The 22,619-nt window shown below is 46.1% G+C and carries 23 protein-coding genes; 7 read left to right on the forward strand and 16 right to left on the reverse strand.

The features are described from left to right. The first annotated feature begins 2 nt into the window (after positions 1–2). Genes THERU_RS07615 through THERU_RS07635 form a run of 5 tightly spaced genes read left to right on the forward strand, consistent with a single transcriptional unit; the run spans position 3 to position 8,188 of the window. A complete protein-coding gene (locus THERU_RS07615; RefSeq protein WP_025306681.1) occupies positions 3–1,274 on the forward strand; it encodes a UDP-N-acetylmuramoyl-tripeptide--D-alanyl-D-alanine ligase in 1,272 nt (423 codons plus the stop codon). A 13-nt stretch (positions 1,275–1,287) separates the two neighbouring features. Then, positions 1,288–2,604, forward strand: a complete 1,317-nt coding sequence (locus THERU_RS07620; RefSeq protein ID WP_025306682.1) for a TolC family protein — start codon at positions 1,288–1,290, stop codon at positions 2,602–2,604. Beyond that, positions 2,601–3,710 carry an efflux RND transporter periplasmic adaptor subunit gene (locus THERU_RS07625; protein WP_025306683.1) on the forward strand — a complete coding sequence of 370 codons (1,110 nt, stop codon included), beginning with the start codon at positions 2,601–2,603 and terminating at the stop codon, positions 3,708–3,710. The genes THERU_RS07620 and THERU_RS07625 overlap by 4 nt, the downstream gene beginning before the upstream one ends. Positions 3,711–3,712: 2 nt before the next feature. Further along, complete coding sequence (locus THERU_RS07630; protein ID WP_025306684.1) at positions 3,713–6,940, forward strand: efflux RND transporter permease subunit; 3,228 nt, start codon at positions 3,713–3,715, stop codon at positions 6,938–6,940. A gap of 24 nt (positions 6,941–6,964) precedes the next feature. Beyond that, the gene (locus THERU_RS07635; protein WP_025306685.1) at positions 6,965–8,188 is read left to right on the forward strand and encodes an EAL and HDOD domain-containing protein; all 1,224 of its coding nucleotides are present in this window, start codon (positions 6,965–6,967) and stop codon (positions 8,186–8,188) included. On the opposite strand, the gene ccsB is transcribed toward THERU_RS07635, so the two are convergent. From ccsB to asd, 8 genes are all read right to left on the reverse strand, one after another. Continuing rightward, positions 8,185–9,105 (reverse strand): c-type cytochrome biogenesis protein CcsB, encoded by a 921-nt coding sequence (ccsB, locus tag THERU_RS07640; RefSeq protein WP_025306686.1) that lies wholly within the window; start codon positions 9,103–9,105, stop codon positions 8,185–8,187. The genes THERU_RS07635 and ccsB overlap by 4 nt on opposite strands. Positions 9,106–9,125: 20 nt before the next feature. Further along, positions 9,126–9,572, reverse strand: coding sequence for a 50S ribosomal protein L9 (rplI, locus tag THERU_RS07645; protein ID WP_025306687.1), 447 nt, complete (start codon positions 9,570–9,572; stop codon positions 9,126–9,128). 12 nt (positions 9,573–9,584) lie between these two features. Further along, complete coding sequence (gene rpsR / locus THERU_RS07650; protein WP_025306688.1) at positions 9,585–9,803, reverse strand: 30S ribosomal protein S18; 219 nt, start codon at positions 9,801–9,803, stop codon at positions 9,585–9,587. Positions 9,804–9,815: 12 nt separating this feature from the next. Beyond that, positions 9,816–10,238, reverse strand: a complete 423-nt coding sequence (ssb, locus tag THERU_RS07655; protein ID WP_025306689.1) for a single-stranded DNA-binding protein — start codon at positions 10,236–10,238, stop codon at positions 9,816–9,818. Further along, positions 10,228–10,566: a 30S ribosomal protein S6 gene (rpsF, locus tag THERU_RS07660; RefSeq protein WP_025306690.1), complete on the reverse strand. Its 339-nt coding sequence runs from the start codon at positions 10,564–10,566 to the stop codon at positions 10,228–10,230. The genes ssb and rpsF overlap by 11 nt, the downstream gene beginning before the upstream one ends. Positions 10,567–10,633: 67 nt before the next feature. Then, positions 10,634–11,299 (reverse strand): bifunctional phosphoribosyl-AMP cyclohydrolase/phosphoribosyl-ATP diphosphatase HisIE, encoded by a 666-nt coding sequence (hisIE, locus tag THERU_RS07665; RefSeq protein ID WP_051402162.1) that lies wholly within the window; start codon positions 11,297–11,299, stop codon positions 10,634–10,636. Beyond that, positions 11,259–11,675, reverse strand: coding sequence for a M67 family metallopeptidase (locus tag THERU_RS07670; RefSeq protein WP_025306692.1), 417 nt, complete (start codon positions 11,673–11,675; stop codon positions 11,259–11,261). Before THERU_RS07670 ends, hisIE begins: the two co-directional genes overlap by 41 nt. After that, a complete protein-coding gene (gene asd / locus THERU_RS07675; protein ID WP_025306693.1) occupies positions 11,662–12,654 on the reverse strand; it encodes an aspartate-semialdehyde dehydrogenase in 993 nt (330 codons plus the stop codon). The genes THERU_RS07670 and asd overlap by 14 nt, the downstream gene beginning before the upstream one ends. A gap of 21 nt (positions 12,655–12,675) precedes the next feature. On the opposite strand from asd, the gene THERU_RS07680 reads away from it, so the two are divergent. Both THERU_RS07680 and THERU_RS07685 read left to right on the forward strand, forming a co-directional pair. After that, entirely contained in the window at positions 12,676–13,614 is a 939-nt protein-coding gene (locus tag THERU_RS07680; RefSeq protein WP_025306694.1) for a dihydroorotate dehydrogenase, read from the forward strand. Then, entirely contained in the window at positions 13,583–14,557 is a 975-nt protein-coding gene (locus THERU_RS07685; protein ID WP_245565819.1) for a gluconokinase, read from the forward strand. Before THERU_RS07680 ends, THERU_RS07685 begins: the two co-directional genes overlap by 32 nt. Here the strand turns inward: THERU_RS07685 and THERU_RS07690 are convergent. From THERU_RS07690 to oadA, 8 genes are read right to left on the reverse strand one after another with little or no spacing between them, the layout of a single operon-like run. Beyond that, positions 14,549–15,109: a tetratricopeptide repeat protein gene (locus THERU_RS07690; RefSeq protein WP_025306696.1), complete on the reverse strand. Its 561-nt coding sequence runs from the start codon at positions 15,107–15,109 to the stop codon at positions 14,549–14,551. The two genes, THERU_RS07685 and THERU_RS07690, sit on opposite strands and share 9 nt — an antisense overlap. Positions 15,110–15,123: 14 nt before the next feature. Then, the gene (gene hisH / locus THERU_RS07695; RefSeq protein WP_025306697.1) at positions 15,124–15,750 is read right to left on the reverse strand and encodes an imidazole glycerol phosphate synthase subunit HisH; all 627 of its coding nucleotides are present in this window, start codon (positions 15,748–15,750) and stop codon (positions 15,124–15,126) included. An 11-nt stretch (positions 15,751–15,761) separates the two neighbouring features. Further along, positions 15,762–17,144 (reverse strand): MBL fold metallo-hydrolase RNA specificity domain-containing protein, encoded by a 1,383-nt coding sequence (locus THERU_RS07700; RefSeq protein ID WP_025306698.1) that lies wholly within the window; start codon positions 17,142–17,144, stop codon positions 15,762–15,764. After that, a complete protein-coding gene (nadD, locus tag THERU_RS07705; RefSeq protein WP_025306699.1) occupies positions 17,141–17,734 on the reverse strand; it encodes a nicotinate (nicotinamide) nucleotide adenylyltransferase in 594 nt (197 codons plus the stop codon). Before nadD ends, THERU_RS07700 begins: the two co-directional genes overlap by 4 nt. Beyond that, complete coding sequence (gene der / locus THERU_RS07710) at positions 17,734–19,014, reverse strand: ribosome biogenesis GTPase Der (RefSeq protein ID WP_025306700.1); 1,281 nt, start codon at positions 19,012–19,014, stop codon at positions 17,734–17,736. The genes nadD and der overlap by 1 nt, the downstream gene beginning before the upstream one ends. Continuing rightward, positions 19,011–20,105, reverse strand: coding sequence for a metallophosphoesterase (locus tag THERU_RS07715; protein WP_025306701.1), 1,095 nt, complete (start codon positions 20,103–20,105; stop codon positions 19,011–19,013). Before THERU_RS07715 ends, der begins: the two co-directional genes overlap by 4 nt. After that, positions 20,102–20,770: a response regulator transcription factor gene (locus THERU_RS07720; RefSeq protein WP_025306702.1), complete on the reverse strand. Its 669-nt coding sequence runs from the start codon at positions 20,768–20,770 to the stop codon at positions 20,102–20,104. The genes THERU_RS07715 and THERU_RS07720 overlap by 4 nt, the downstream gene beginning before the upstream one ends. Continuing rightward, positions 20,767–22,605 carry a sodium-extruding oxaloacetate decarboxylase subunit alpha gene (oadA, locus tag THERU_RS07725; RefSeq protein ID WP_025306703.1) on the reverse strand — a complete coding sequence of 613 codons (1,839 nt, stop codon included), beginning with the start codon at positions 22,603–22,605 and terminating at the stop codon, positions 20,767–20,769. The genes THERU_RS07720 and oadA overlap by 4 nt, the downstream gene beginning before the upstream one ends. Positions 22,606–22,619: the final 14 nt, after the last annotated feature.

Below are 22,619 nucleotides of genomic sequence, written 5' to 3' on the forward strand. Positions count from 1 at the left end.
GAATGATGTTCTACAAACGGGTAGTTATAAACAGTAAGGAAGTCCAGGAGGGAGACCTTTTTGTGGCATTAAAGGGTTCAAGGCACGACGGACACGACTTTGTGGAGGAAGCCTTCCAAAGGGGTGCGGTGGGGGTAGTGGTAGAAAAGGAGGTTAAAGTGCCGGAGGGAAAGTTTGCTTTAGTGGTAAAGGACAGCCTTGAATTTTTGAGGGACTTGGCAAGAAAAAAGAGGGAGAGCTTTAAAGGAAAGGTCATAGCCATTGCGGGTTCTGCAGGAAAAACCACCACCAAGGAGATGGTTGCTTTCTTACTTTCAAAAATCGCAAAAACCTGTAAGACACCAAAAAACTTTAACTCCCAAATAGGAGTGCCCCTTTCAGTGGCAAACTTTGAGGAAGATTGCCAGTTTTGGGTGGTGGAAGTGGGCGCAAGCCAAAAGGGAAATGTGGCAAGGCTTGTGGAGCTAATAAAACCCCACATAAGGGTTATAACCGCCATAGGGGAGGAGCACCTGGAGACCTTTGGCTGTTTGGACGATGTGGTGGTGGGAAACGGAGAGGTCTTCAAGGACATGGGGGAAGAGGATGTGGGCGTTTGCCCTAATGAGGTTTCCCATTGTTACCTTTTGCCCAAAAAGATAACCTTTGGTGAAGGCTCAGAACTGTCCGCAAAGGAGATAGACCTTAGCACGGAAGGGGTACGCTTTAAGGTTTTGGATGTGGAGGTTTTTATTCCCATTCCCAGCCTTGGAGTAGTGGAAAATGCCCTCTGCACTTTTGCAGTTTTACAAGCCCTTGGCTTTGATTGGAAGAACTTTGTGGGTTATCTGAGGGATTTCAAGGCGGTGGAAGGAAGATTTAAAACCTACCAAATGGATAACTGGTTTGTGATAGATGATGCTTACAACGCCAACCCTCCCTCCATGCGCAAGGCTTTGCAGACCCTTTGTAGGTTTAAAGGTTTTAAAATAGCAGTGCTTGGAGATATGTTAGAACTGGGCAGGGAGTCTAAGAGATTTCATAGGGAGGTGGGAAGGCTCTGTGCGGAGCTTGGCATAGACCTATGCTTGTTTTACGGTCCTAACATGAAATATGCGTGGGAGGAGTGCGTAAGGCACGGTGGAAAAGCAGAGCATTTTGAGAACAAGGAAGCCCTTGCAAGCTTTTTATTAGGGCTTTTGAACAAGCCCGCGGTGGTTCTCTTTAAGGGTTCAAGGGGTATGCGTCTTGAGGAGGTTCTCTATGGGTTGCAAAATGAGAAAATTAGAATATAATGATATTCTTATAATGAAGATCTTGTGGGCTTTTGCCTTTACGGTTGGCTTCGGGTGGGCGGTGGAGCTAAGTGTATCGGACGTGCTCCAAAAGGCTCTGGAAAACAACAGGGAAATAAAGGCTATGCAAAGGGAAATCTCCGCAGGTAAGCTGGAGCTAAAGTCAGCAAGGGGAGCATACTACCCTCGCATAAAGCTTGAGGAGAACTTTACCAGAACGGACATACCCGCCTATGCCTTCATGAGTCGGCTCAACCAGGAACGCATAACACTACAAGATTTTGATCCAAACAAACTCAACAACCCAAGCGCCATAAACAACTTTGAAACAAAGATAGGCTTGGAAATCCCCATATGGCTTGGAGGGAAAATTCAAGCGGGGGAAAGGCTGGCAAAGCTGAACCTCTCCATACTACAAAGGGAAAACATAAGAAAGAAAGAGGATGTAGCCCTGAAGGTCTATGAAGCCTACGGAGATGCAGTTCTTGCCAAGATGGCTGTTGATGTTTCCAAGCAGGCTTTAGAAAGTGCCCAGGAACATCAAAGGCTCGCGGAGGAAACCTATAAGGTAGGAATGGCATTGCTTTCGGATGTGTTCAGGGCAAAGGTGTATGTGGAAAAAGCAAGGGAAAGGCTCTTTGCGTCTCAAAAGGACTACGAAACCGCCAAGAAGGCTTTAGAGTTGGTGGTGGGAACTTCCCTTGGAGACTTTGATGTGGCAAATATAAAGGAGTGTCCGGCGGTGGAACTAAAGGGGCTCAAAGAAACAGCCCTCCAAAGGAGAGAGGACCTAAAGGCTATGTATGATAGGGCTAAGCTCTTTGATGAATACTACACCCTTGAACTTTCCAACAACCTACCTCAGGTGTATGCGGGTGCCTTTTACTCTCTGAACTCAAAGGACTTTCCCTTTGGTGCGGACGGAAAGGGTTATATGCTCATGCTTGGTATATCTTGGAGCTTTGATACGGGGCTTAGCACCTTAAACAAAGCTAGAGCACACTTGGAAAGAAAAAAAGCACTGGAAGAAAGGATAAAGGGTATGGAGGAACTCATCGCCTTTGAGGTAGATCGGGCAAGGGCAGATTACGAAAAAGCCCTCAGCGCCCTCAACTCTGCGAGGGAGAGGATAAAGGCAAGCGAGGAAGTTTTAAGAGTAATGCGGGTTAGATACAGAAACGGTCTAGCAAGGATGGTGGATGTCCTGGATGCCCAAACGGAGTTGGATATGGCAAAGTTGGAAGAGGTGAAGGCTCTGGTGGATTGCTGGAAGGCTTATGCAAGGCTAAAGCACAGCATGGGAACCATCCTTGAGGAGGTACAAAAATGAAAGGATACATCAAGTATATAGCCTTTTTGGTGGTGATCCTTTTGAGCATCCTTTGGCTTGGTGGCTTTTTCTCTAAGAAGATTCCCACAAAAGAAGTCGCCAAAGAGAGCAAGGTGGTGTATGGGCTAACGGTGGGCACGGTGGAAAAACTGGACTATGTAGAAACTCCCTACATAGGGCAGGTGGTGGCAGACCAGAGGGCTGAGGTCTCTACCCGTATTATGGGCAGGGTGTTGAAAGTGCATGTTAAGGAGGGAGAGTGTGTGAGGGCAGGGAGGCTTCTGGTTAGCATAGATGCATCCGATGTGCAGGCACAGGTCAATGCCATTGAACAGCAAAGGAAACAGGCAGAAAAGGCATACGAGTCTGCCCTTGCCCAGTATGAAGCGGTAAAGAAAACCTACGAAAGATACTCTGCCCTCTTAAATCAGTCCGCTATTACCCAGCATGAGTTTGACCAGGTTAAAGCCCAGTTTGAATCTGCAAAAGCTCAGGTGGAGCAAGCAAAGGCAGGCATAGAGGCACTAAAGGCTCAAAAGTCGGCGGTTGCGTCCAATTTAGCCTACGCAAACCTTACCGCACCCTTTGATGGCTGTGTGGTCCAAAAGAACGTTGATGTGGGAGACTTGGCAGTACCAGGACAGCCCATGTTGATTTTAGAAAAGGCACCCTACAGGGCGGAGGTCTATCTGCCCGAGAGGTTTTTGGGTAAAGTTAAGGTGGGAAGCTCCCTAAAGGTGGAGATAGATGGGAAAGTGCTTGAGGGAAGAGTAGTAGAAATTGGTATCTCTGTGGACCCAGCCACCAGGACCTTTAGGGTCAAGCTTTCAGTTCCATCCAGTGGGCTCTCCAGCGGTAAGCTGGCAAGGGTGCTAATACCAGAGGATCAAAGCACTCTTGTAGTTCCTCAATCTGCCATCGTTAGACGCTTTGACTTCACCGGCGTTTGGGTGGTAAGGGAGGACAACACCCTTGAACTTAGGTTTGTAAGGCTTGGAGATACCTTGGGAGACAAGGTTCAGGTGCTCAGTGGGCTAAAGGAAGGTGAGAGGGTGGTAATCCAAGGCACAGAAAAAGCCTGCGAAGGTTGTAAGGTAGGAGGCTAAAAATGTACGGACTCGCCGGTAGGTTAGCCCACTATTTCATAGACTCCAAGCTCACCCCCATCCTCATACTGGTATCCTTAGCCCTTGGACTCTTTGCCATAGTAACCACACCAAAGGAGGAGGAGCCCCAAATAGTAGTGCCCATGATAGACATAATGCTCTCCTACCCGGGTGCAACTCCTGAGGAGGTGGAAAGAAGGGTAGTTGTTCCCTTAGAGAAGAAGCTCTGGGAGCTCAAGGATATTGAATACATATACTCCTACGCGGGAGAGGGAATGGCGGTGGTTACCGCCCGGTTCTATGTGGGTACTGACCCGGTTAAGGCTCTGGTGGACCTAAACACCAAAATGATGTCCGCAATGGATTTGGCTCCGCCGGGTGTAATCCTTCCTCCACTGATAAAGCCCAAGTCCATAGACGACGTACCTATTCTGACCCTTACCCTCTGGGGCAAAAACTACGATTGGTATGAGTTAAGAAGGCTCGCCGCAAGCATAGAAAACGAGATAAAGAAGATCCAGAATGTGGCGGATGTGTTCCTTGTGGGGGGAAGACCAAGAGAGGTAAGGGTAATCCTGGACCCACAAAGGCTGGAACACTACAGAATATCACCCCTCTATGTGGCACAGGTGCTAAGGTCTGCCAATGTGCAGATGCAGAGCGGGAACCTTTTGAGCCAAAACTACGAATACAAGGTTAGAACGGGCACCTTCTTTGAGTCAAAAAAAGATGTGGAAAACCTCTTGGTAGGCGTCTTTGGTGGAAGACCCGTCTATTTGAAAGATGTGGCGGACGTGGTGGATGGTCCCTCTGAGGTGAAGGACTATGTGCTGATGGGCTTTGGACCGTCCGCTAAAGATCAAGATGTAAAGCCAGGAGAGCTTTATCCGGCGGTAACTATAGCAGTTGCCAAAAGGAAGGGCACGAACGCTATAGATGTGGCCAACGAAGTTATAAAGTTGGTGGAACACCTAAAGGGTAAACACCTTCCCAAAGACCTAAACATAACCATCACAAGAAACTACGGAAAGACTGCAAAAGAAAAGTCCGACGAGCTACTTAAAAAGCTATTCATTGCAACCGCTTCGGTGATCCTCTTAATAGCTGTCGCCCTCGGCATCAGAGAAGCTATAGTGGTGGGTATTGCAGTGCCCGTTACCCTCTCTATAGCCCTCTTTATAAGCGAAGCCCTTGGTTTTACCCTAAACAGGGTTACTCTATTTGCCCTCATCTTTGCCATAGGTATTTTGGTAGATGACGCCATAGTGGTAGTGGAGAACATACACCGATGGTTTGAGCTAAAGCTTGCCAAGGACCCAAGGGAGGCAATAGTCAGGGCAACGGATGAGGTAGGAAACCCCACCATACTGGCAACCTTTACGGTCATTGCGGCGCTTATGCCCATGGCTTTTGTCAGTGGTTTGATGGGTCCCTACATGAGACCCATACCCATAAACGCCTCCGTTGCCATGTTCTTCTCCCTTTTGGTTGCCTTCATAATCACCCCCTGGGCAGCGTACATCTTTTTAAAGGATCAGTTTGACAAAAAGGAACATCACGAAACAGACATTAAGCAAACTAAGTTCTGGAAGTTCTACGCACGCATTATGGCACCCTTGCTGGTTAGCAAGCCAAAAAGATACATGTTCTATGGCTTTACCTTAGGTCTAATGGCACTCTCTGTGGGACTTCTGATCACCAAGGTGGTGATAGTTAAGATGCTACCTTACGACAACAAGAGCGAACTGCAGATCGTCATAGACATGCCCGAAGGAACTCCAAAGGAAAAGACCTTGGAAACCGCCAAGGCAATAGCGGACTACATAGCCAAGCAGAGCATAGTTAAAGACTATCAGATTTATGTGGGAACATCCTCTCCTTTCAACTTCAACGGACTTGTAAGACACTACTACCTAAGGCAAGGCTCCAACATGGCAGACATTCAGGTGAATTTGGTGGATAAGAAGGAAAGAAAGGACCAGTCCCACGATTTTGCCAAAAAGATAAGACCCGCAGTCCATGAAATTGCCAAACAATACGGTGCCAAGTATGTAGCTGTGGTGGAAGTACCACCAGGTCCTCCCGTGCTCTCCCCTATAGTGGCTGAAATCTATGGTCCTGACCTAAAGAGCCAAGAGGAATTCGCCCTGAAGGTCTTGGATATATTCAAGAAATCCCCCTCCATAACCGACGAGGGTATATACCTTGAAAGCCCCCACAAAATGCTCATACTGAAGGCAAAGGATGATGTGCTAAAGCTGGTGGGCATGTCTAAAGAGGAGTTTGTGAATACCCTAACTGCTTTGCTCAGTGGCTACCGAGTGGGATTGCTTCAAAACACAGACACAGAGCATACACCCATAATAGTTCAACTGAAGGAAAACTACAGAAATCTGGAGCTTTTGAAGATCCTCAAAGTTCCCACCAAAAATGACAAGCTTGTTCCTGTGTCGGAGCTTGTGGAAATCATAGAACAGGATGCACCCAAAAGTATATACCGCAAGAACCTAAGGCGGGTGGTTTATGTGATAGGAGATGTGGCAGGAAGAGAGGAGGCTCCCTTCTATGGTATTCTTGACGTTAGAAAGGATGTGCTTTCCATTCCTACACCTTACGGTCCGCCTAAGGAGCTCTGGATGAGCCTGCCTCTTATAGAGGACGGTATATACGTAAAGTGGGATGGTGAGATGCATATAACCCTTGAGGTATTCAGGGACCTTGGGCTTGCCTTTGGTGTTGCCCTTTTTGTGATGTATGTGCTGATCCTGGGTTGGTTCAAAGACTTTAAAATCCCAGGCATAATCATGGCACCCATACCACTAACCTTGGTGGGTATAATTCCCGGACACCTTCTAATGGGTGCCTTCTTTACTGCTACATCTATGATAGGTTTTATCGCCCTCGCGGGTATAATAGTCAGAAACTCCATCCTGTTGGTGGATTTTGCGGAAGAAAAGATAAAGGAAGGTGTGCCGTTGCATAGGGCGATAGTTGAAGCGGGAGTTATAAGAACAAGACCTATAATTCTCACCGCAGTGGCAATAATAGTGGGCTCTTTTGTGATCATCTTTGACCCTATCTTCAACGGGCTTGCTATCTCTCTGATCTTTGGCACAATAGGTTCCACCACCCTAACTCTGGTCCTCATACCCCTTATGTATTACGCTTCCAAGTTGAAAACGCTAAAAGAAAAGCCTTCTAAGGAGGAAGTTTATAGGGAACTATTCTAAAAATTTTGGGTTATACTCCTAAATATGCATGTTTTAAGCAAGCAGGCAATCTATGACAAGAGGGGGAATGTAGCCTTTTGGGAGGTTTTCGTTCAGGATGCTACTACTGGTAAATATCCGAAAAACATTGACCCCCTAAAAGCTACTACCATAGCGGTAGATTTGCTTGTAGAGTTGGGTGCCTACAGGGTTGGCGAAGGAAAGACCATTTTTGTTAATGTCCCAGCTATATTTTTAGAGGCCTCTATGTTTGACCTTCTCTCTCCAGAATATGTAGGCATAGAACTCGTAGAAAACAAAAACATTACTACCCAAACCTACAATGCTATAGAACTCTTACTAAAAAGAGGTTTCAAATTCTGCATAGATGATTTTGGCTTTGAAAGGATAGATTATCTACCCTTGCTAGGCAAAGCCCACTTTGTAAAAATAGACATTAAAAACAGTCCCTACGATTTGGATGAGTTAAAAGAGGTTATAACTATATTAAAGAACTTGAAAAAAAGCGTAATAGCAAAGAACATAGAAACAGAAGAAGACTATAAAAGGGCAAAGGATTATGGCTTTGACTATTTCCAAGGTTCCTATCTTTCACCACCCACTGTTGTAAAGGATACACGAACAATTTCCTACCTTAAAAGCACTATATTGGAGTTGTATAAAGCCTTGACAGAGGGTGATATGAAACGGATAGTGAATGTTCTTGAAAAAGACGTAGGTGCAGCGTATAAACTTCTGAAGTTTGCTAACTCTGCCCTTTTTCCGAGGGCCAAAAAGTTAAGCAGTTTGGAGGAAGCTGTTGTTTATCTGGGTTTCGATAACATAGTTAAGTTTGCCATAGTGCTTGCCATTTCCGAGATGTTCGCAAAGGGAGATGAGAAAAGGCATTGGGAAAGGGCCCTTTACAGGGCTTGTTTAGCTGAAAAGTTAGCAAAAATATACTCCCCCAATTTAAAAGCAAAGGCTCATACCGCGGGGCTCTTTTCTCTCTCTCAGGAGATATTTGGACAAAGGCCAGAGAATTTAGCCCTTGAGCTGGGTTTGGACAAAGATATTGTAGAAGCCTTTGAGAAAAAAAACACTGAGCTGGGTTTTATCCTCTCTTTGGTAGAACTATTGGAGGACACCCAAAATCCTGAGATCTTACAGAAGATCGCAAAGATACTGAAAACAAGCCCCGATATAGTAAAATCCATTATTGAAAGTGCAAAAAAGGAATCAATGACAATCACCCAAGAGCTGGCTTAATCGGTGGCGTAGCTATGAAGCCCAGGGAAGAATAGATTAATGGCAAAGAAGCATATTAGAACGGTTATAAACCCAAAGACAAGGATCCAGGCGGTTTTTGTGCCCTTCCAACCCAGCATCTGCCTTGCATGAAGATATGCTCCAAAGAAGAGCCATACGATCAGAGACCAAACCTCCTTTGGGTCCCAGCTCCAGTATCCACCCCACGCTTCGTTAGCCCAAGCAGCTCCCAGAATTATAGACGCTGTCCATATAGGGAAAACGATAACCACAGACTTATAAGAAAGCTCGTCTAAAACTTCCAAAGATGGTAAAAAGCTAAGGTTGTATTTAGCCTTCAAAAGATAAAGAACTGCACCCCCAAAGGCTACGGTAAAACCCGCGTAGCCCACAAAGGCAGTTATAACATGGATGTATAGCCAATAGCTTCTTAGCGCAGGCATTAAGGGCGTTATCTCTGTGTTTGCCTTTGTTATAGCAAAGAGAGAAAGACCGAAGATAATCGGAGTTATAAGAGCTCCCAAAAACTTTACACCGTATTTTCTTTCCAGTAGCAGGTATATCACTCCCACAATAAAACTCCAAAAGGTAAGGGCTTCGAAGAGGTTAGACCACGGTGGATGAAAGGCACCCATTTCATAGGTTTGCCAACCCCTTCGGATCATACCAGTTAGATTCAACAAAAGACCCAAAAAGAGTATGCCGGTAGCCACATTACCGATAATGCGCTCTCTTAGGAAAAGAAAGGCAAGGTAAGAAATGGCTGAAAGCCCGTAGGCTAGCGTGGCGGATTTATACCAAAAGACATTATCGTATGGCAGGGATGCTAAAATCACAGAGAGCAAAAGCCCAAGGATTGGAATTAGCCAGCCCTGAAGGGCAAAAGACCTACCGCTCTTTAAAGAAACTTCCTTCATAGCCTTAATAAATATAACACCTACTCTTGAGGTTGCACGTCCACTTTTATCTGAACTTCCACCTCGGGATGTAGCCTTATGGACACTGTGTGTATACCCACATCCCTTATTGGTTTGGCAAGGATTATCTTCTTCCTGTCTATTTCAAATCCCTTTTCTGCCAAAGCTTTGGCGATCTCCGTACTGGTAACTGAGCCATAAAGTTTTCCTTTTTCGCCTACCTGATGCTTGATCTCCAGCACCAAGCCTTCCAACTTCTTCGCCAAGGCAAGGGCTTTTTCTTTTTCCTTCTGTAGTTTCCTCTGCTTTTGAGAGAGTATGCTTTGAACATGCCTTAGGTTGGATTCGGTGGCAGGGAGGGCTATACCCCTTGGTATGAGGTAGTTTCTGGCAAAGCCGTCTTTTACATTTATCACCGTCCCTATAGTACCATAACCCTCAAAATCTTTAATAAGCACCACCTTCATACCTGTACCTCCTTAGGTTATGAGATAAGGTAGTAGTGCCAATTGTCTTGCCCTCTTTATCTCCCTTGACAGAATCCGTTGATGCTTGGCACACACGCCTGTTTGCCTTCTGCCTATGATCTTGCCTCTTTCAGATAAAAACTTTGCTAACTCTTCATACTCCTTGTAAGAAGGATCTTTACCCTTCTCACAGAAATAACAGGTCTTTTTTGCACCTTTTTTTATCTCCATTTTTCAACCTCCTTAAAAGGGTAGTTCATCATCTTCTGAAGAAAAGGGCCTTTCTTCAAAGCCCACTTCTGTATCTTCCGGCAGGACCTCCTCCTCTATAGGTCCTTCCGCCTTTGGCTTCCTTATGATCCTGACCGCACTGGCTACAATTCTCACCTTGCTCTGTGGCCTGCCTTCTTTGTCAACCCAGCGGTCCTGACGGAGACTCCCCTCTATCACTACCATGTAGCCTTTGGAGAGCCTTGTACCCAAATCTTCTGCCAACCTGCCGTAGGCCCTAACATCAAAATAATGGGTCTCTTCTCTCCATTCATCGTTAACTTTAAACCTTCTGTTGTATGCTATGGAAAACTCCACCACCTGCGTTCCGGAAGGGAGATAGTTTATTATAGGGTCCCTCACCAGGTTTCCTATAATTAGTACCTTATTGAGCATGGCTTGCTTCTTTTTTCGCTTTTTGCTTTATGTTGAGCCACCTTATAACGTCATCATTGATCTTGTAATAAAAATCCAATTCGTTAGGCAGATCAGTGTTTTCGGATCTTATTTCAATGATGAAATATCTGCCGTGGGTAAAGTTGTTGATCCTGTAAGCGAGAGGCTTTAGCCCCCAATCTAAGACGTTCAGAATCTCACCGCCCTTTTTGGTTATAAAGTCTTTTATCTCCTGAACCCTTCTGTTTACCTCTTCTTCTGAGAGGGTGGGTTTTAAGACCACTACGCTCTCATAATGCCTTATGGTCTCATAATATCTCTTTGCCATCTTCTACCTCCTGGCCTAAGTTTAGGTCCTCACCCTTACGGTGAGAACGAGGTAAAGATACATTTTATCATTCCTTGAACCTTTTTGCAAGCTCTTCCATAACCTCCTGCCACGCAACACCCTTTACCACAAGGGAAAGGATCAAGGAATACAAGAGGTCTGCGGTTTCAAGAACTATCTGATCCTTTTGGGAGTTTTTGAGGGCTATGAGGGTTTCTATGGCTTCCTCGCCAAACTTTTGTAAAACTCTGTCCTCCCCTTCCAAAAAGAGCCTGACGGTGTAAGAATTTTTAGGCTTTCGGGCTAGCCTATCCTTTATAACCTCCTCCAACCTGCTTGGCGTTTCAAAGGGCAAGGGTCTGAGCTTTCTGTTCCCTTGAATATTCCTAAAAAAGCAGTTTCTTTCTCCCGTGTGGCATGCCCTGTTTAGGTTTTGTTCCACTATGTAAAGCAACACATCCTCGTCGCAATCAACACGGACTTCTATAACCCTTTGAAGCTCTCCAGAGGTCTCTCCCTTTTTCCATATCTCCTTCCTTGAACGGGAATAGTAATGGGCATAGCCTGTCTCCAAGGTAAGCTGGAGTGCCTGCTGGTTAGCCCAGGCGAACATCCTTATCTCGCCCGTCCTATAATCCTGGGCTATTACAGGCAGTAGCCCCTCTTGGTTCCATTTAAGGTTTTTTATAAGCTCATCCGAATATGTCAATGGGTTCCTCTCTGAATTCTCCATCTATCAACTCCCAACTTCTATAGGACACTACCTTACCCTTGCTAACAGACAGTATTATGTAAGAAAAGCCCTCAAAGGCCCTTTCCCTGTCAAATTCAGAGGGTCTGTCCGGATGGTCTGGGTGGGAGTGATAGACCCCTACTATCTCAAGCCCAAACTCCTTAGCCTTCTGTTCTGCCTTAAGGTAATCCTTTGGGTCTATTTGGTATCTATCGTTCTTTCTCTCCGGATATGCGTTGGGTGTCTCATAAGCACCAAAGACTATGCGCACATCCTGTTGGAATTTGCCCAGCAACAGTCCGCAGGTTTCGTAGGGATAATCCCTCTCCGCTTGTAGGATCATCTTCTGAAGGGCAGACCTTTTAAGCCTTAGCATGGATCAAAAGCTCCGCTATTTGTACTGCGTTGGTGGCTGCACCCTTTCTTATGTTGTCCGCCACCACCCACATAGAAAGCCCTGGCTCAAAAACCAAGTCCTTCCTTATCCTGCCCACAAAGACCTCATCCCTGCCCGCCACATCTATTGGAGTGGGATAACCTTCTTCCACCAGCACCACACCCTTTGCCTTCCTTAAAAGCTCCATTGCGGATTCTGGTTCCAGTGGACGGTTTAGCTTTACAGAAATTGCTTCCGAGTGTCCGTAAAAGACGGGAACCCTCACTGTGGTGGCACTTACCTTTATGTTTGGGTCGTGCAATATTTTCCTTGTTTCGTTCACCATCTTCATCTCTTCTTTGGTGTATCCGTTTTCTGTGAATACATCTATCTGTGGGATCACGTTGAAGGCGATCCTGCGCGGGAGATTTTTGACCTCCATCTGTTCACCCCGGCACCAAGCCCTTGTTTGTTCTTCTAGTTCTCTTATTGCCTTGGCACCCGCACCGGAGACCGACTGATAGGTTGCCACCACTATGGCAGAAATTCCCACCGCGTCGTATATGGGCTTTAGTGCTACCAACATCTGTATGGTAGAGCAGTTGGGATTGGCAATTATGCCCTTGTGATTTTCCACATCCTCCGGGTTTACCTCCGGCACAACCAGTGGCACATCAGGGTCTAACCTCCAGGCGGAAGAGTTATCTATAACTATCGCACCATCCTTGACAAAGCGGGGAGCGTACTCTTTGCTCACCGCAGAACCTGCCGAAAAGAGGGCTATGTCTATGCCCTTAAAGGAGGTCTCTTTGTTTAGCGCCCTTACTTTGAACTTCTCACCCCTGAAGGTTAGCTCGGTACCCTCCGATTTTTCGGAGGCATAAAGGTAAAGCTCATCCACCGGGAAGTTTCTTTCTTCGAGCACCTTTAAAAAGGTCCTTCCCACTTCACCCGTCGCACCAACTATGGCTACACGCATGGCATTATAATTTTAAGCCCAATGGACCTGAGCGTTAACCTTTTTGGTATTTCCTTTAAAAATCCCGTTTGGGTGGCGTCGGGCACCTTTGGTTATGGGTTGGAAGCCCTCAAGCTCTATGACATCTCCAAGCTGGGTGCGGTGGTAACTAAGGGACTTTCCCTAAAGCCACGCATCGGTAATGAACCCCCACGCATAGCAGAAACTCCCTGCGGTATGCTAAACTCCATAGGACTTCAAAACCCGGGCGTAGAAGCCTTTCTAAAGGAGATATACCCCCAAATAGAGCACATAGACACCCACTTCATAGCCAACGTTTTTGGAGAGACGGAGGAGGAATACTTGGAGGTTTGCTTGGCTTTGGAGAGTGCGGACAAAATAGTAGCCTATGAGCTCAATGTGTCCTGTCCCAACGTTAAAAAGGGTGGGCTTGCCTTTGGGCATGACCTAAAGGTCTTGGGAAGGTTGGTAAGTAAAATAAAGGGAAAGGTAAAAAAGCCTGTACTTGTTAAACTGTCTCCAAACACGGGAGATGTGGTTTTGTTTGGCAAGGTTTGCGTGGATAACGGTGCGGACGGGCTCGTAGCCATAAATACCCTTTTGGGTATGAAAATAGATGTGGAAAAAAGGACCCCCGTTCTATCCACCGTGAAGGGTGGACTCTCGGGTCCAGCCATCCTGCCCATTGCGGTTAGAATGGTCTGGGAGCTCTATCAAGCCCTTGGTACTTCCGTTCCCATCATAGGAGTTGGTGGCATCTACGATACGGATTCTGCCCTTCAGCACATGCTGGCGGGTGCGTCTGCGGTGCAGGTGGGAACCGCCAACTTCTTTGACCCACTCAGTCCCCTCAAAATCCTTGAAGGCATAGAGGACTACCTCAAAAGACACCAACTAACTTTAAAAGACTTGGTAGGAGGTGCCCACAGTGAATACAGACCTGATAGATGCCCTTGTTAAAAAGTTGAAGGGTGAGTTGGTGCAGACCCACGCCAGCTGGGTAATACTGACAGAAGACTTTGCCTACAAGATAAAGAAGCCCGTAAATTTTGGCTTTTTGGACTATTCCACCTTAGAAAAGAGAAGGGAGAATTGCCTTAGGGAAGTGGAGCTCAACAGGAGGCTCTGCCCTTGGGTCTATGTGGGCGTTCTTGAGGTGGTCAAGGTGAACTCTGAGTACTTTTTGGAGGGTGAGGGCGAAGTGGTAGAGTATGCAGTGAAGATGAGAAGGATTCCAGAGGAGAGGCTTATGAAAAATCTTTTGGACAAACTGACAGAAGAAGACCTCAGAAGGTTGGCAAAGCACCTCTTTGACTTCCACCAGAGGGCGGAAAGGAAGGATGAGTTCGGAAGGCTTGAGCTTATGAAGTTCAACACCGATGAAAACTTCATGCAAACCCAAAAGTATGTGGGAATAACCATAGAGGAGCAGGATTATAACTTTATAAAGTCAGCCACCGAAGAGTTTTACAAAAAGTACGCCCCTCTCTTTGAAAAGAGGATGAAGGAGGGAAGAATAAGGGACGGACATGGAGACATAAGGCTGGAGCATGTAGCCTTTTTGGAGGAGGGAATTTGCATCTTTGACTGCATAGAGTTTAACGAAAGGTTCAGGTGCGGAGATGTGCTAAACGATATGTGCTTTTTGTCCATGGAGTTGGAGTTTAACGGAAGGGAAGATTTAGCCAAAGTTTATGAGGAGGAGTACAAAAGGCTGAGTCAGGACCCCGAGTTTGACCTGTTTTTGCCCTTTTTTAAGTGCTACCGGGCTTATGTGCGCGGAAAGGTGGAGTCCTTTATGCTTGACGACCCAAATCTGTCGGAAGAAGAAAAGCAAAAGCACAAAGAAAGGGCAAGCAAACTGTTTAAGCTTAGCAGAAAGTATGCAGAAAGCTTAGTCTAACCACCTTAACACCACTTCAAAGCCCTCTTCCCTTCTGAACTTTTCCTTTTTACCTTTACCTTTGCCTTTCATCTCCCGCTCCCACTCGTAGTATCTGATCACGAGCTCATTCCTTGGGTCTATCATCCTTGCCCTACCAAAGTATATTTGGGCGTCTTCGTCCCTGTCCGACAGAAGCAATACAAGCCCTATCGTAGCATTTACCCTTGCTTCCCACCCCTTATTGGGAGAGTACCTTAGGGCCAACATCAACCTGTCGTAGGCTGTGGAGTAATAACCGCACATCCCCTCTGCCACACCCAACCAGTATAGGGCTTCAAAGTTGTTAGGATTTTTCGCCAGGGCTTTGTTAAACTCATGTATAGCTTTATCGCATTTCCCTTTCCTAAGGTGCTTTTTGCCGTTTTCTACGGCCTTATCAGAGGCTATTATCAAACCGGGCGGTCTGCCCTCTGACCTTGGACTTTCTCCCACTGCCACAGTGGTAGAGCATGAAAAGATAAAGAGAGGGACCAAGAATAGAAGCAAGTTAAAGATTGCCTTATTTGACATTATCAACCACCTCCTCAGAAATTATAAATTAACCCCTTTGCCAAAGCCCAATTTTGAAGGATCTTGAGCCCAACCCTTTGGCTCTTTTCTGGGTGAAACTGCACCGCAAAGATATTTTCATATTCTACGGAAGAAACAAACTCCTCTCCGTAGTCGGTGGTGGTCAGAATAACCTCTGCCCTCTTTGGGACCACTCGGTAGGAATGGACAAAATAGACAAAATCTCCATCTTTGATGCCCTCCAACAGGGATGAGTTCTTTTTCTTCCACAGTTGGTTCCAACCTATGTGTGGAATTTTTACCTTCGGTGGGAGCAAGACTACCTCTCCCTCCAAAACACCAAAACCCTTTTCTTCTCCAAACTCGAAGCTTCTTTCAAAAAGGAGCTGAAGTCCAAGACATATCCCCAAAAAGGGTTTGCCCTTTTCTATGTGGGAGAGTATAGGTCCGTAGAGGTTCAATCGGTGCAAATTTTCCATTGCATCCCTGAAGGCACCCACACCGGGCAATACCACCGCCCTTGCCCCTTTTACCACGTCCGCATCTGATGTTCTGATAACTTTAAGTCCCACATACTCCAGAGCCTTTTCTACGCTTCTGAGATTTCCCATTCCGTAATCTATAAGTGCTGTATAGTCCATAGAGATAAATATTAAAGCTCCAAGAGTTCCCCGTATGTGGGTATGTACGCATCAAAGCCAAGGCTTTCTTTTAGCTTCTGTTGAAAGATTGTCATCTTTTCCCTTTCTCCGTGGATCAGGAAGACCTTCTTTGGATTTTGGGTGTAAGATAGCCAATCCAACAGTCCCTTTTGGTCAGTGTGGGAGGAAAAGCCGTTTATTGTATAGACCTTTGCCCTAACCTCTATTTCTTCTCCGAAGATCCTGACAGGGCTTTCCCCCTCTATGATCCTTCTTCCCAAGGTGCCTTTGGGTTGATAGCCCACAAAAACCAAAGCGCATTCAGGTCGCCAAAGGTTGTACTTAAGATGGTATAGAATCCTTCCACCGGTCAGCATACCAGAACCCGCTATGATTATGGCACCGGAGGTTATAGAGTTTATGCTTTTAGACTCTTCCACATCCCTTGTGTAGTAGAGGTTGGGAAGTTTAAACGGATCCCTCTCAAGAAAGATCCTGTAGGTCTCTTCATCAAAAAACTCTGGATGGCTTTTAAACAGGTTGGTTAAGCTTATGGCTAATGGGCTGTCCAGAAAGATCTTACACTTGGGAAGTTTTCCCATCTCATAAAATTCCCTCAGAACGAATAGCACCTCTTGAGCCCTTTCTAATGCATAAGAAGGTATGATCACGTTACCGCCCATCTTGAAGGCGTAATTTATGGCATCCAAAAGCTCTTCTTTGGATTCTTCAAAGCTCTTGTGGTTTCTGTCTCCGTAGGTGGTTTCCACAAACACATAGTCCGCCTTTGATGGTCTTTGAGGATCTCTAACTATGGGTTTGTTTTTGTTGCCAAGGTCTCCAGAAAAGATAAGCCTTTTACTCTTTTTGTTCTCATATACCTCTACTTCCACAAAAGCTGAACCAAGTATATGCCCTGCATCCTTGAGGGTTATTTTCAGGTTATTGGTGATGTTAAACTCCTTGTCGTAAGGTAGGGTTATCCGGAAGAGTTCAATAGCTTCTAAAACATCGTACTCTTCGTAGAGAGGAGGGTTTGGAACTTTGCCGACACGTTGTAGCTTTCTGAGCTGAACCTTGTAATTTTCATACATCACCTTTGCAGCATCCAACAGCATCAAAAGGGCTATTCTCTTTGTGGCTTCCGTGGAGATAATTTTTCCTCTGAAACCTTCCCTAACGAGCAAGGGTATTCTTCCGCAGTGGTCTATGTGGGCGTGTGTAAGCACAACATAGTCAATTTCCCTCGGGTTAAAGGGAAAGGGTTCGTAATTTTTGTGTTCTTCCAAACCCTGAAACAGCCCGCAATCAATCAAAACCTTTTTGTTATCTGCCTCTAAGAGAAAGCAACTGCCCGTTACTCCTTCCACTCCTCCGTAGAACCCCACCCTCATCTATAAAGCTCCCTGTTTAGAATATACTCCTCCACATCCTGTGGCACCAGCCACCTTATGCTCTTTCCCTCTTTTATCCTCTGCCTTATCTCAGTGGAGGATATATCAATCCTTCTTATGCTAAGAATGAGATAGTCCTCACCTTCCCTTAGCTGTGGAAATCTCTCTTTGAAGTAGGTTTTCACTTCCTTACCCTTAGAAGCCCTGTCTATTATTATGAACTTGGCAAGCTTTACCAGCTCGTCGGGATCTTTCCACAGATGCAAAGTTAGGGCACTGTCTGCACCTATCAAAAAGGTGGGTCTTTCTTTTAGCTCCTGGAAGAGTTGTCTGGCGGTATCCACCGTGTAGGATACGCCCTTTCTGTTTAACTCCAGTGTGCTTATGGAAAATTTTTCCATCCCTTTAATTGCAAGCTTTAACATCTCAAGCCTATCCTCCGGGCTTGCCCTGTGAGGCTCCTTTAGCGGTGATTGATAGGCGGGCAAAAAGACAAGCTCTTCTATGTTAAGCTCTTCCAAGAGGTCCCTTGCTATGAGCAGGTGTCCCAGATGCACCGGGTCAAAGCTCCCACCAAAGAAAACTTTCATCACTCTTCCCGAGACCTCAGGATCAGTCTAATGGGTGCGTGCTTTATGTTAGTGCATTCCCTCAACCTTCTTTCAAAGAACTTCTTGTAGTGGCTTTTCCACTCTTCTGGGTTGTTGGTGTATAGCACAAAAGTAGGTGGCTTTGTGCTCTCTTGGTATGCATAATAAACTTTTATCCTGCCGGGCGGTGCCTTTTCTGATAGAACCTTCTCCACGCATCGGTTTACAAAGGATGTTTTGTGCTGTTTGCAGTAATCTTGATAAACCAATAGGACGTTGTCTAAGAGTTCTCTCACTCCCTTACCTTCTGTGGCAACGGTCAGCACAATGGGTGCATAGTCCAAAAAGCTTAGCCTTTTTCTCAAGTACTCTTTAACTTCCTCTTCGGTGGAGTTTATCAGGTCAAACTTGTTGCCTACGATCACACAACCTTTGTATCTTCTTGCTATGAGTCCTCCTATCCTTTGGTCTTGATGAACCACACCTTCCGAGAGGTCTACCACCAAGCAAACCACATCGGACATCTCTATAGCCTTTATGGACCTTCCCACCGAGAAGAACTCAACGCCGTACTCTACCTTGGACGGTCTTCTTATGCCAGCAGTATCCACTAAGATCAGTGGATTTCCTTTGTATTCAAAATAGACCTCCACCGCATCCCGGGTGGTGCCCGGTATTGGAGAGACAATCACTCTATCGCTACCAAGCACCGCATTCACCAGAGAGGACTTTCCCACATTAGGTCTGCCCACAAAAGAAAGCCTCAGCCCTTCCCTTTGGGCAACCTCCTCCTCCGGGAGCATACTAACCACATCGTCAAGCAGTTCTCCCACACCTCTTCCATGCTGGGCGGATATAGGATAGACCTTCTCAAAGCCCAAGCTGTAAAAGTCGTAGAGGTTCTCCTTTGCTTTTTTAACATCCATCTTATTTACCACCAGGAAGACCTTTTCCCTGTATGGATACAAGAGCTCCGCCACTGCCCTGTCCGCGTGGGTAATACCTTCCTTTCCATCCACCATAAAAAGGATCACGCTCGCCTGGTTTAGAAGCTCCTGAACCCTTTTTCTGATCTCTTGGGCTATGTAGTCTTTGTCCTCCAAAAGCCCTCCCGTGTCCACCACCCAAAAGCTTTTATCCTTCCAATGGACGATTGCCTCCAAGGCGTCCCGGGTAATGCCGGGCATATCATGAACTATGCTAAGCCTCTTTCCCACCAGGCGGTTAAAGAGGGTGGATTTTCCTACGTTCGGTCTTCCAACTATGACTACCTTATTCACTGTATATCTATTATAGCCATATCTGGTGGTTCAAAAAAGCGCATGGGAGGACCGCCTGTGCCAACACCTTTGCTAACAAAGAGGACACTTCCCTTTCCCAATTCTACCCATCCTGCGTTAGCATCAAATAGTCTTGGAATGATAAACTTTCCCACAGGGTAGTAAACCCCTCCGTGGGTGTGTCCCGCAAGCATAAGGTCAAAGAGTCCCAACGCCCTTTTATCCACCCTTGGCTTGTGCTTTAAAACAAGGATGAACTTATCCTTTGGCAGGTCTTTTAAGATCTCATACTCGCTGAGAGGTCCTACGCAGGCATTAAAAAACCGGCAGTCGTCGTCATCCACTCCTACCACAATAATGGAGCCCAAATCTACCCAAGAACCTCTGAGTAGCACAAAACCTGCACTCTCTGTAAATTCTATAGCCTGCTGGACACCCCTATAGTACTCGTGATTGCCAAGCACCGCAAACTTACCCAAGGGCGGAGACATTTCCCTTAGGGCTTGAGCCAGTCCGTCCTTTCTCTTCATGTTTCCATCCACCAAGTCGCCCGTAGATACCAAAAGGTCTGGCTTGTACTTTTCATACACCTCTTTTATAAGTTTGATCTTGTCCATCCCCATAACAGGTCCCAAATGGACATCGGAGATATGCATGATCCTTATTCTCTGTGAAACCTTGTCGGTTTTTATATGAAAGTGATAAACCTCCGGCTTTAGGGTTTCGTAGTAGCTGTAAGCGGACAGGCTAAGGGCAAGCGAAAGGGCTATGACAATGGATAACTTTTTGCTTGGTCTTGGTAGAGGGTTTATCCCAAAGATGGAATGCATAGCCCTAACAAAGAGAGAATAGAGGTCCAAAAGGAGGAAAGATATAATCAAGTATAGCAAAAAGCCCATGTAGAGGAGGGTGCCAAGACCTATGATATAGGAAAGGGAAGGAGAGAAGTTGGCGTCCGCATACCTCATCAAAAAGGGAGAGAAAAAGCCCAAAGCAAGGACCGGTAATATAGCCCTGTGCCTTAACCTAAGATACACATAGAGGTTCATAAGGAGGTATATACTCAAGAAGGCAAGGATAAACCATTTCATGCTTCTTCTAATTTATATCCCACACCCCTAACAGTCTTTATCCACTCGCCCTCCTTTCCTAACTTTTCCCTAAGGTTTTTTACATGAACATCTATGGTTCTATCATAGACCTCCTTTTTTAGAACATGTTCCACTAAATATTCCCTGCTTACGGGCTTTCCATAGTTTTCCAAAAGGGTCTTCAAAACGGCAAACTCCGTTTTTGTTAGGTTTATGGGTTCTTTGCCCCTTCTTACTTCCATCCTTTCCATATCCACCGTCAAACTACCAAGCCTTACAATCCCACCCTCCCTTAAGGCACCGTACCTTCTCATAACCGCCCTTATTCGTGCCAAAAGCTCTTTTATGGAAAAGGGTTTGGTAATGTAGTCGTCTGCCCCAAGCTCAAAACCCTTTAGCTTGTCCTCCTCCGCAGTTTTGGCAGTCAAAAAAATTATTGGAACATCCTTAGTTTCTGGAGAGGACCTGAGTATGTTTGCCACTTTAAAGCCATCCAAGGAGGGTACCATCACATCCAATATAAAAAGGTTTGGCCTTTCCTCCTTTACCCTCTCCAAGAGTTCAACACCCTTGCTAAAGGAAACAACCTCAAAGCCTTCCTTTTGTAGATGGTAGGTTAAAAGCTCCAAAAGGTCTGTGTCATCCTCCAAGAGGAAAACCTTCATGTTTTGGGTTTGATCCTAACAACCACCTCATCTGGATTGACCGTTTCGCCCACCTGTGCCAGAACCTCCTCCACAACTCCACTTATGGGTGAATGCACTTCGTTCTCCATCTTCATAGCCTCAACTACAAAGAGCACATCCCCCTCTTTCACCTCATCCCCCGGCTTGACCTTTATATTGACTATTTTGCCCGATATGGGAGATGCCACATCCCCCAAGGCTACCGGCTTGGACCTCTTGGGTTTTACCTCTGTGCCAAGGCTTGAAAGGTCTCCGCTAACTACCTCCGTTGGGCTGAGCTCCCTGACGGGTTTAAGTAGCACCTCTTCTAACCTGCCGTCCAGCCTTATAAAGAAGGTCCTTCCATCTTGGGTGGGCTCACCCCTTCCCGCTATCTGCACATGGTACTGCTCTCCATGGACGGTGATTACAAACTCCACCGGGATGTTTTCCCTCTTTTCTTCCTTCTCCTCCAGTTCGGGCACGTAAGGCTCTCCCTTTTCTCTCCACTCAAAGAACTCCTTTGCCACCAATGGGAAGAGGGCATAAGAGAGCACATCCTCTTCGCTCTTTGCTCCCGCCTTTATGGCTTCTTCTCTGATCCTTTCCAGCTCAGGCTCCAAAAGGTCTGCGGGTCTTATGTGATACAAAGGCTCCTCATCACCCAAAACCTTCCTTAGAACCTCCTCCTTTATGGGTGCGGGCGGTCTGCCATAAAGACCTTTCACATAGTCTTTGACTTCCTTAGTAACAACCTTGTATCTTTCTCCATGGAGCACATTCAGGAAGGCTTGAGAGCCCACGATCTGGCTGGTGGGCGTTACCAAAGGTGGATAGCCAAGGTCCTCCCGAACCCGGACCACCTCCTCCAAAACATCTGGGAGTTTTTCTTCCATTCCCTGTTCCCTAAGCTGGCTTATGAAATTGGTGATCATACCGCCCGGAATTTGATGCAAAAGAACACCCACATCTGGGTATGGTGGCAAAACATCAAACTTTTTGTATTTCTTCCTTACTTGAACAAATAGGTCTCCAGCCTTTTGGTACAGCTTTTCATCCACATCCACTTGGTAGCCAAACTCCCTTAGCACATATATCATGATCTCTCCCGCAGGGTGGGAGGTCTGGGAAGAGAGGGAGTAAAAGGCAGTGTCTATCATGTCTGCGCCAGCCTCTATGCCTTTCAGCTGTGCCATCTCTGCCAAGTTGGCACTGGTTTGGGTATGAAGGTGAACCGGATATTTGGGAAATTCAGATTTCAGGGCTTTCACAAGTTCATAAGAGACCTTTGGAGATAAAATCCCCGCCTGGTCCTTTATGGATATTATGTCTATGCCCATATCTACCAACTGCCGGGCTATCTCCACATAGTATTCCACCGTATGCACAGGGCTTATGGTATAAGAGAGAACCCCCTTAACAATGGCACCCACCTTCTTGGCAGTTTCTATTGCCTTCCTTAGGTTTCTGGTATCGTTAAGGGCATCAAAAATCCTAAAAACTTCTATACCATTGTCGTAAGCTTTTTTCACAAAGGCTTCCACCACGTCATCCGGATAGTGTCTGTAGCCTACCAAATTTTGACCTCTCAAAAGCATTTCCAGTTTAGTGTTTTTAGCCCTCTCTTTGAACTTCCTGAGCCTTTCCCAAGGGTCTTCCTTTAGAAACCTCAAGCACACATCAAAGGTGGCTCCACCCCAAACCTCTAAGGAGTAAAAACCGCACTTATCAAGGATTTCAACGATATCCAGCATATCCTCCGTCCTTACCCTTGTGGCAAGGAGGGACTGAATGCCATCTCTTAGGGATACATCGGTGATTTCTATCTTCCTCATGTGGTAAAATTATA

This window comes from Thermocrinis ruber, assembly GCF_000512735.1.
GTDB classification, from domain to species: Bacteria; Aquificota; Aquificia; order Aquificales; family Aquificaceae; genus Thermocrinis; species Thermocrinis ruber.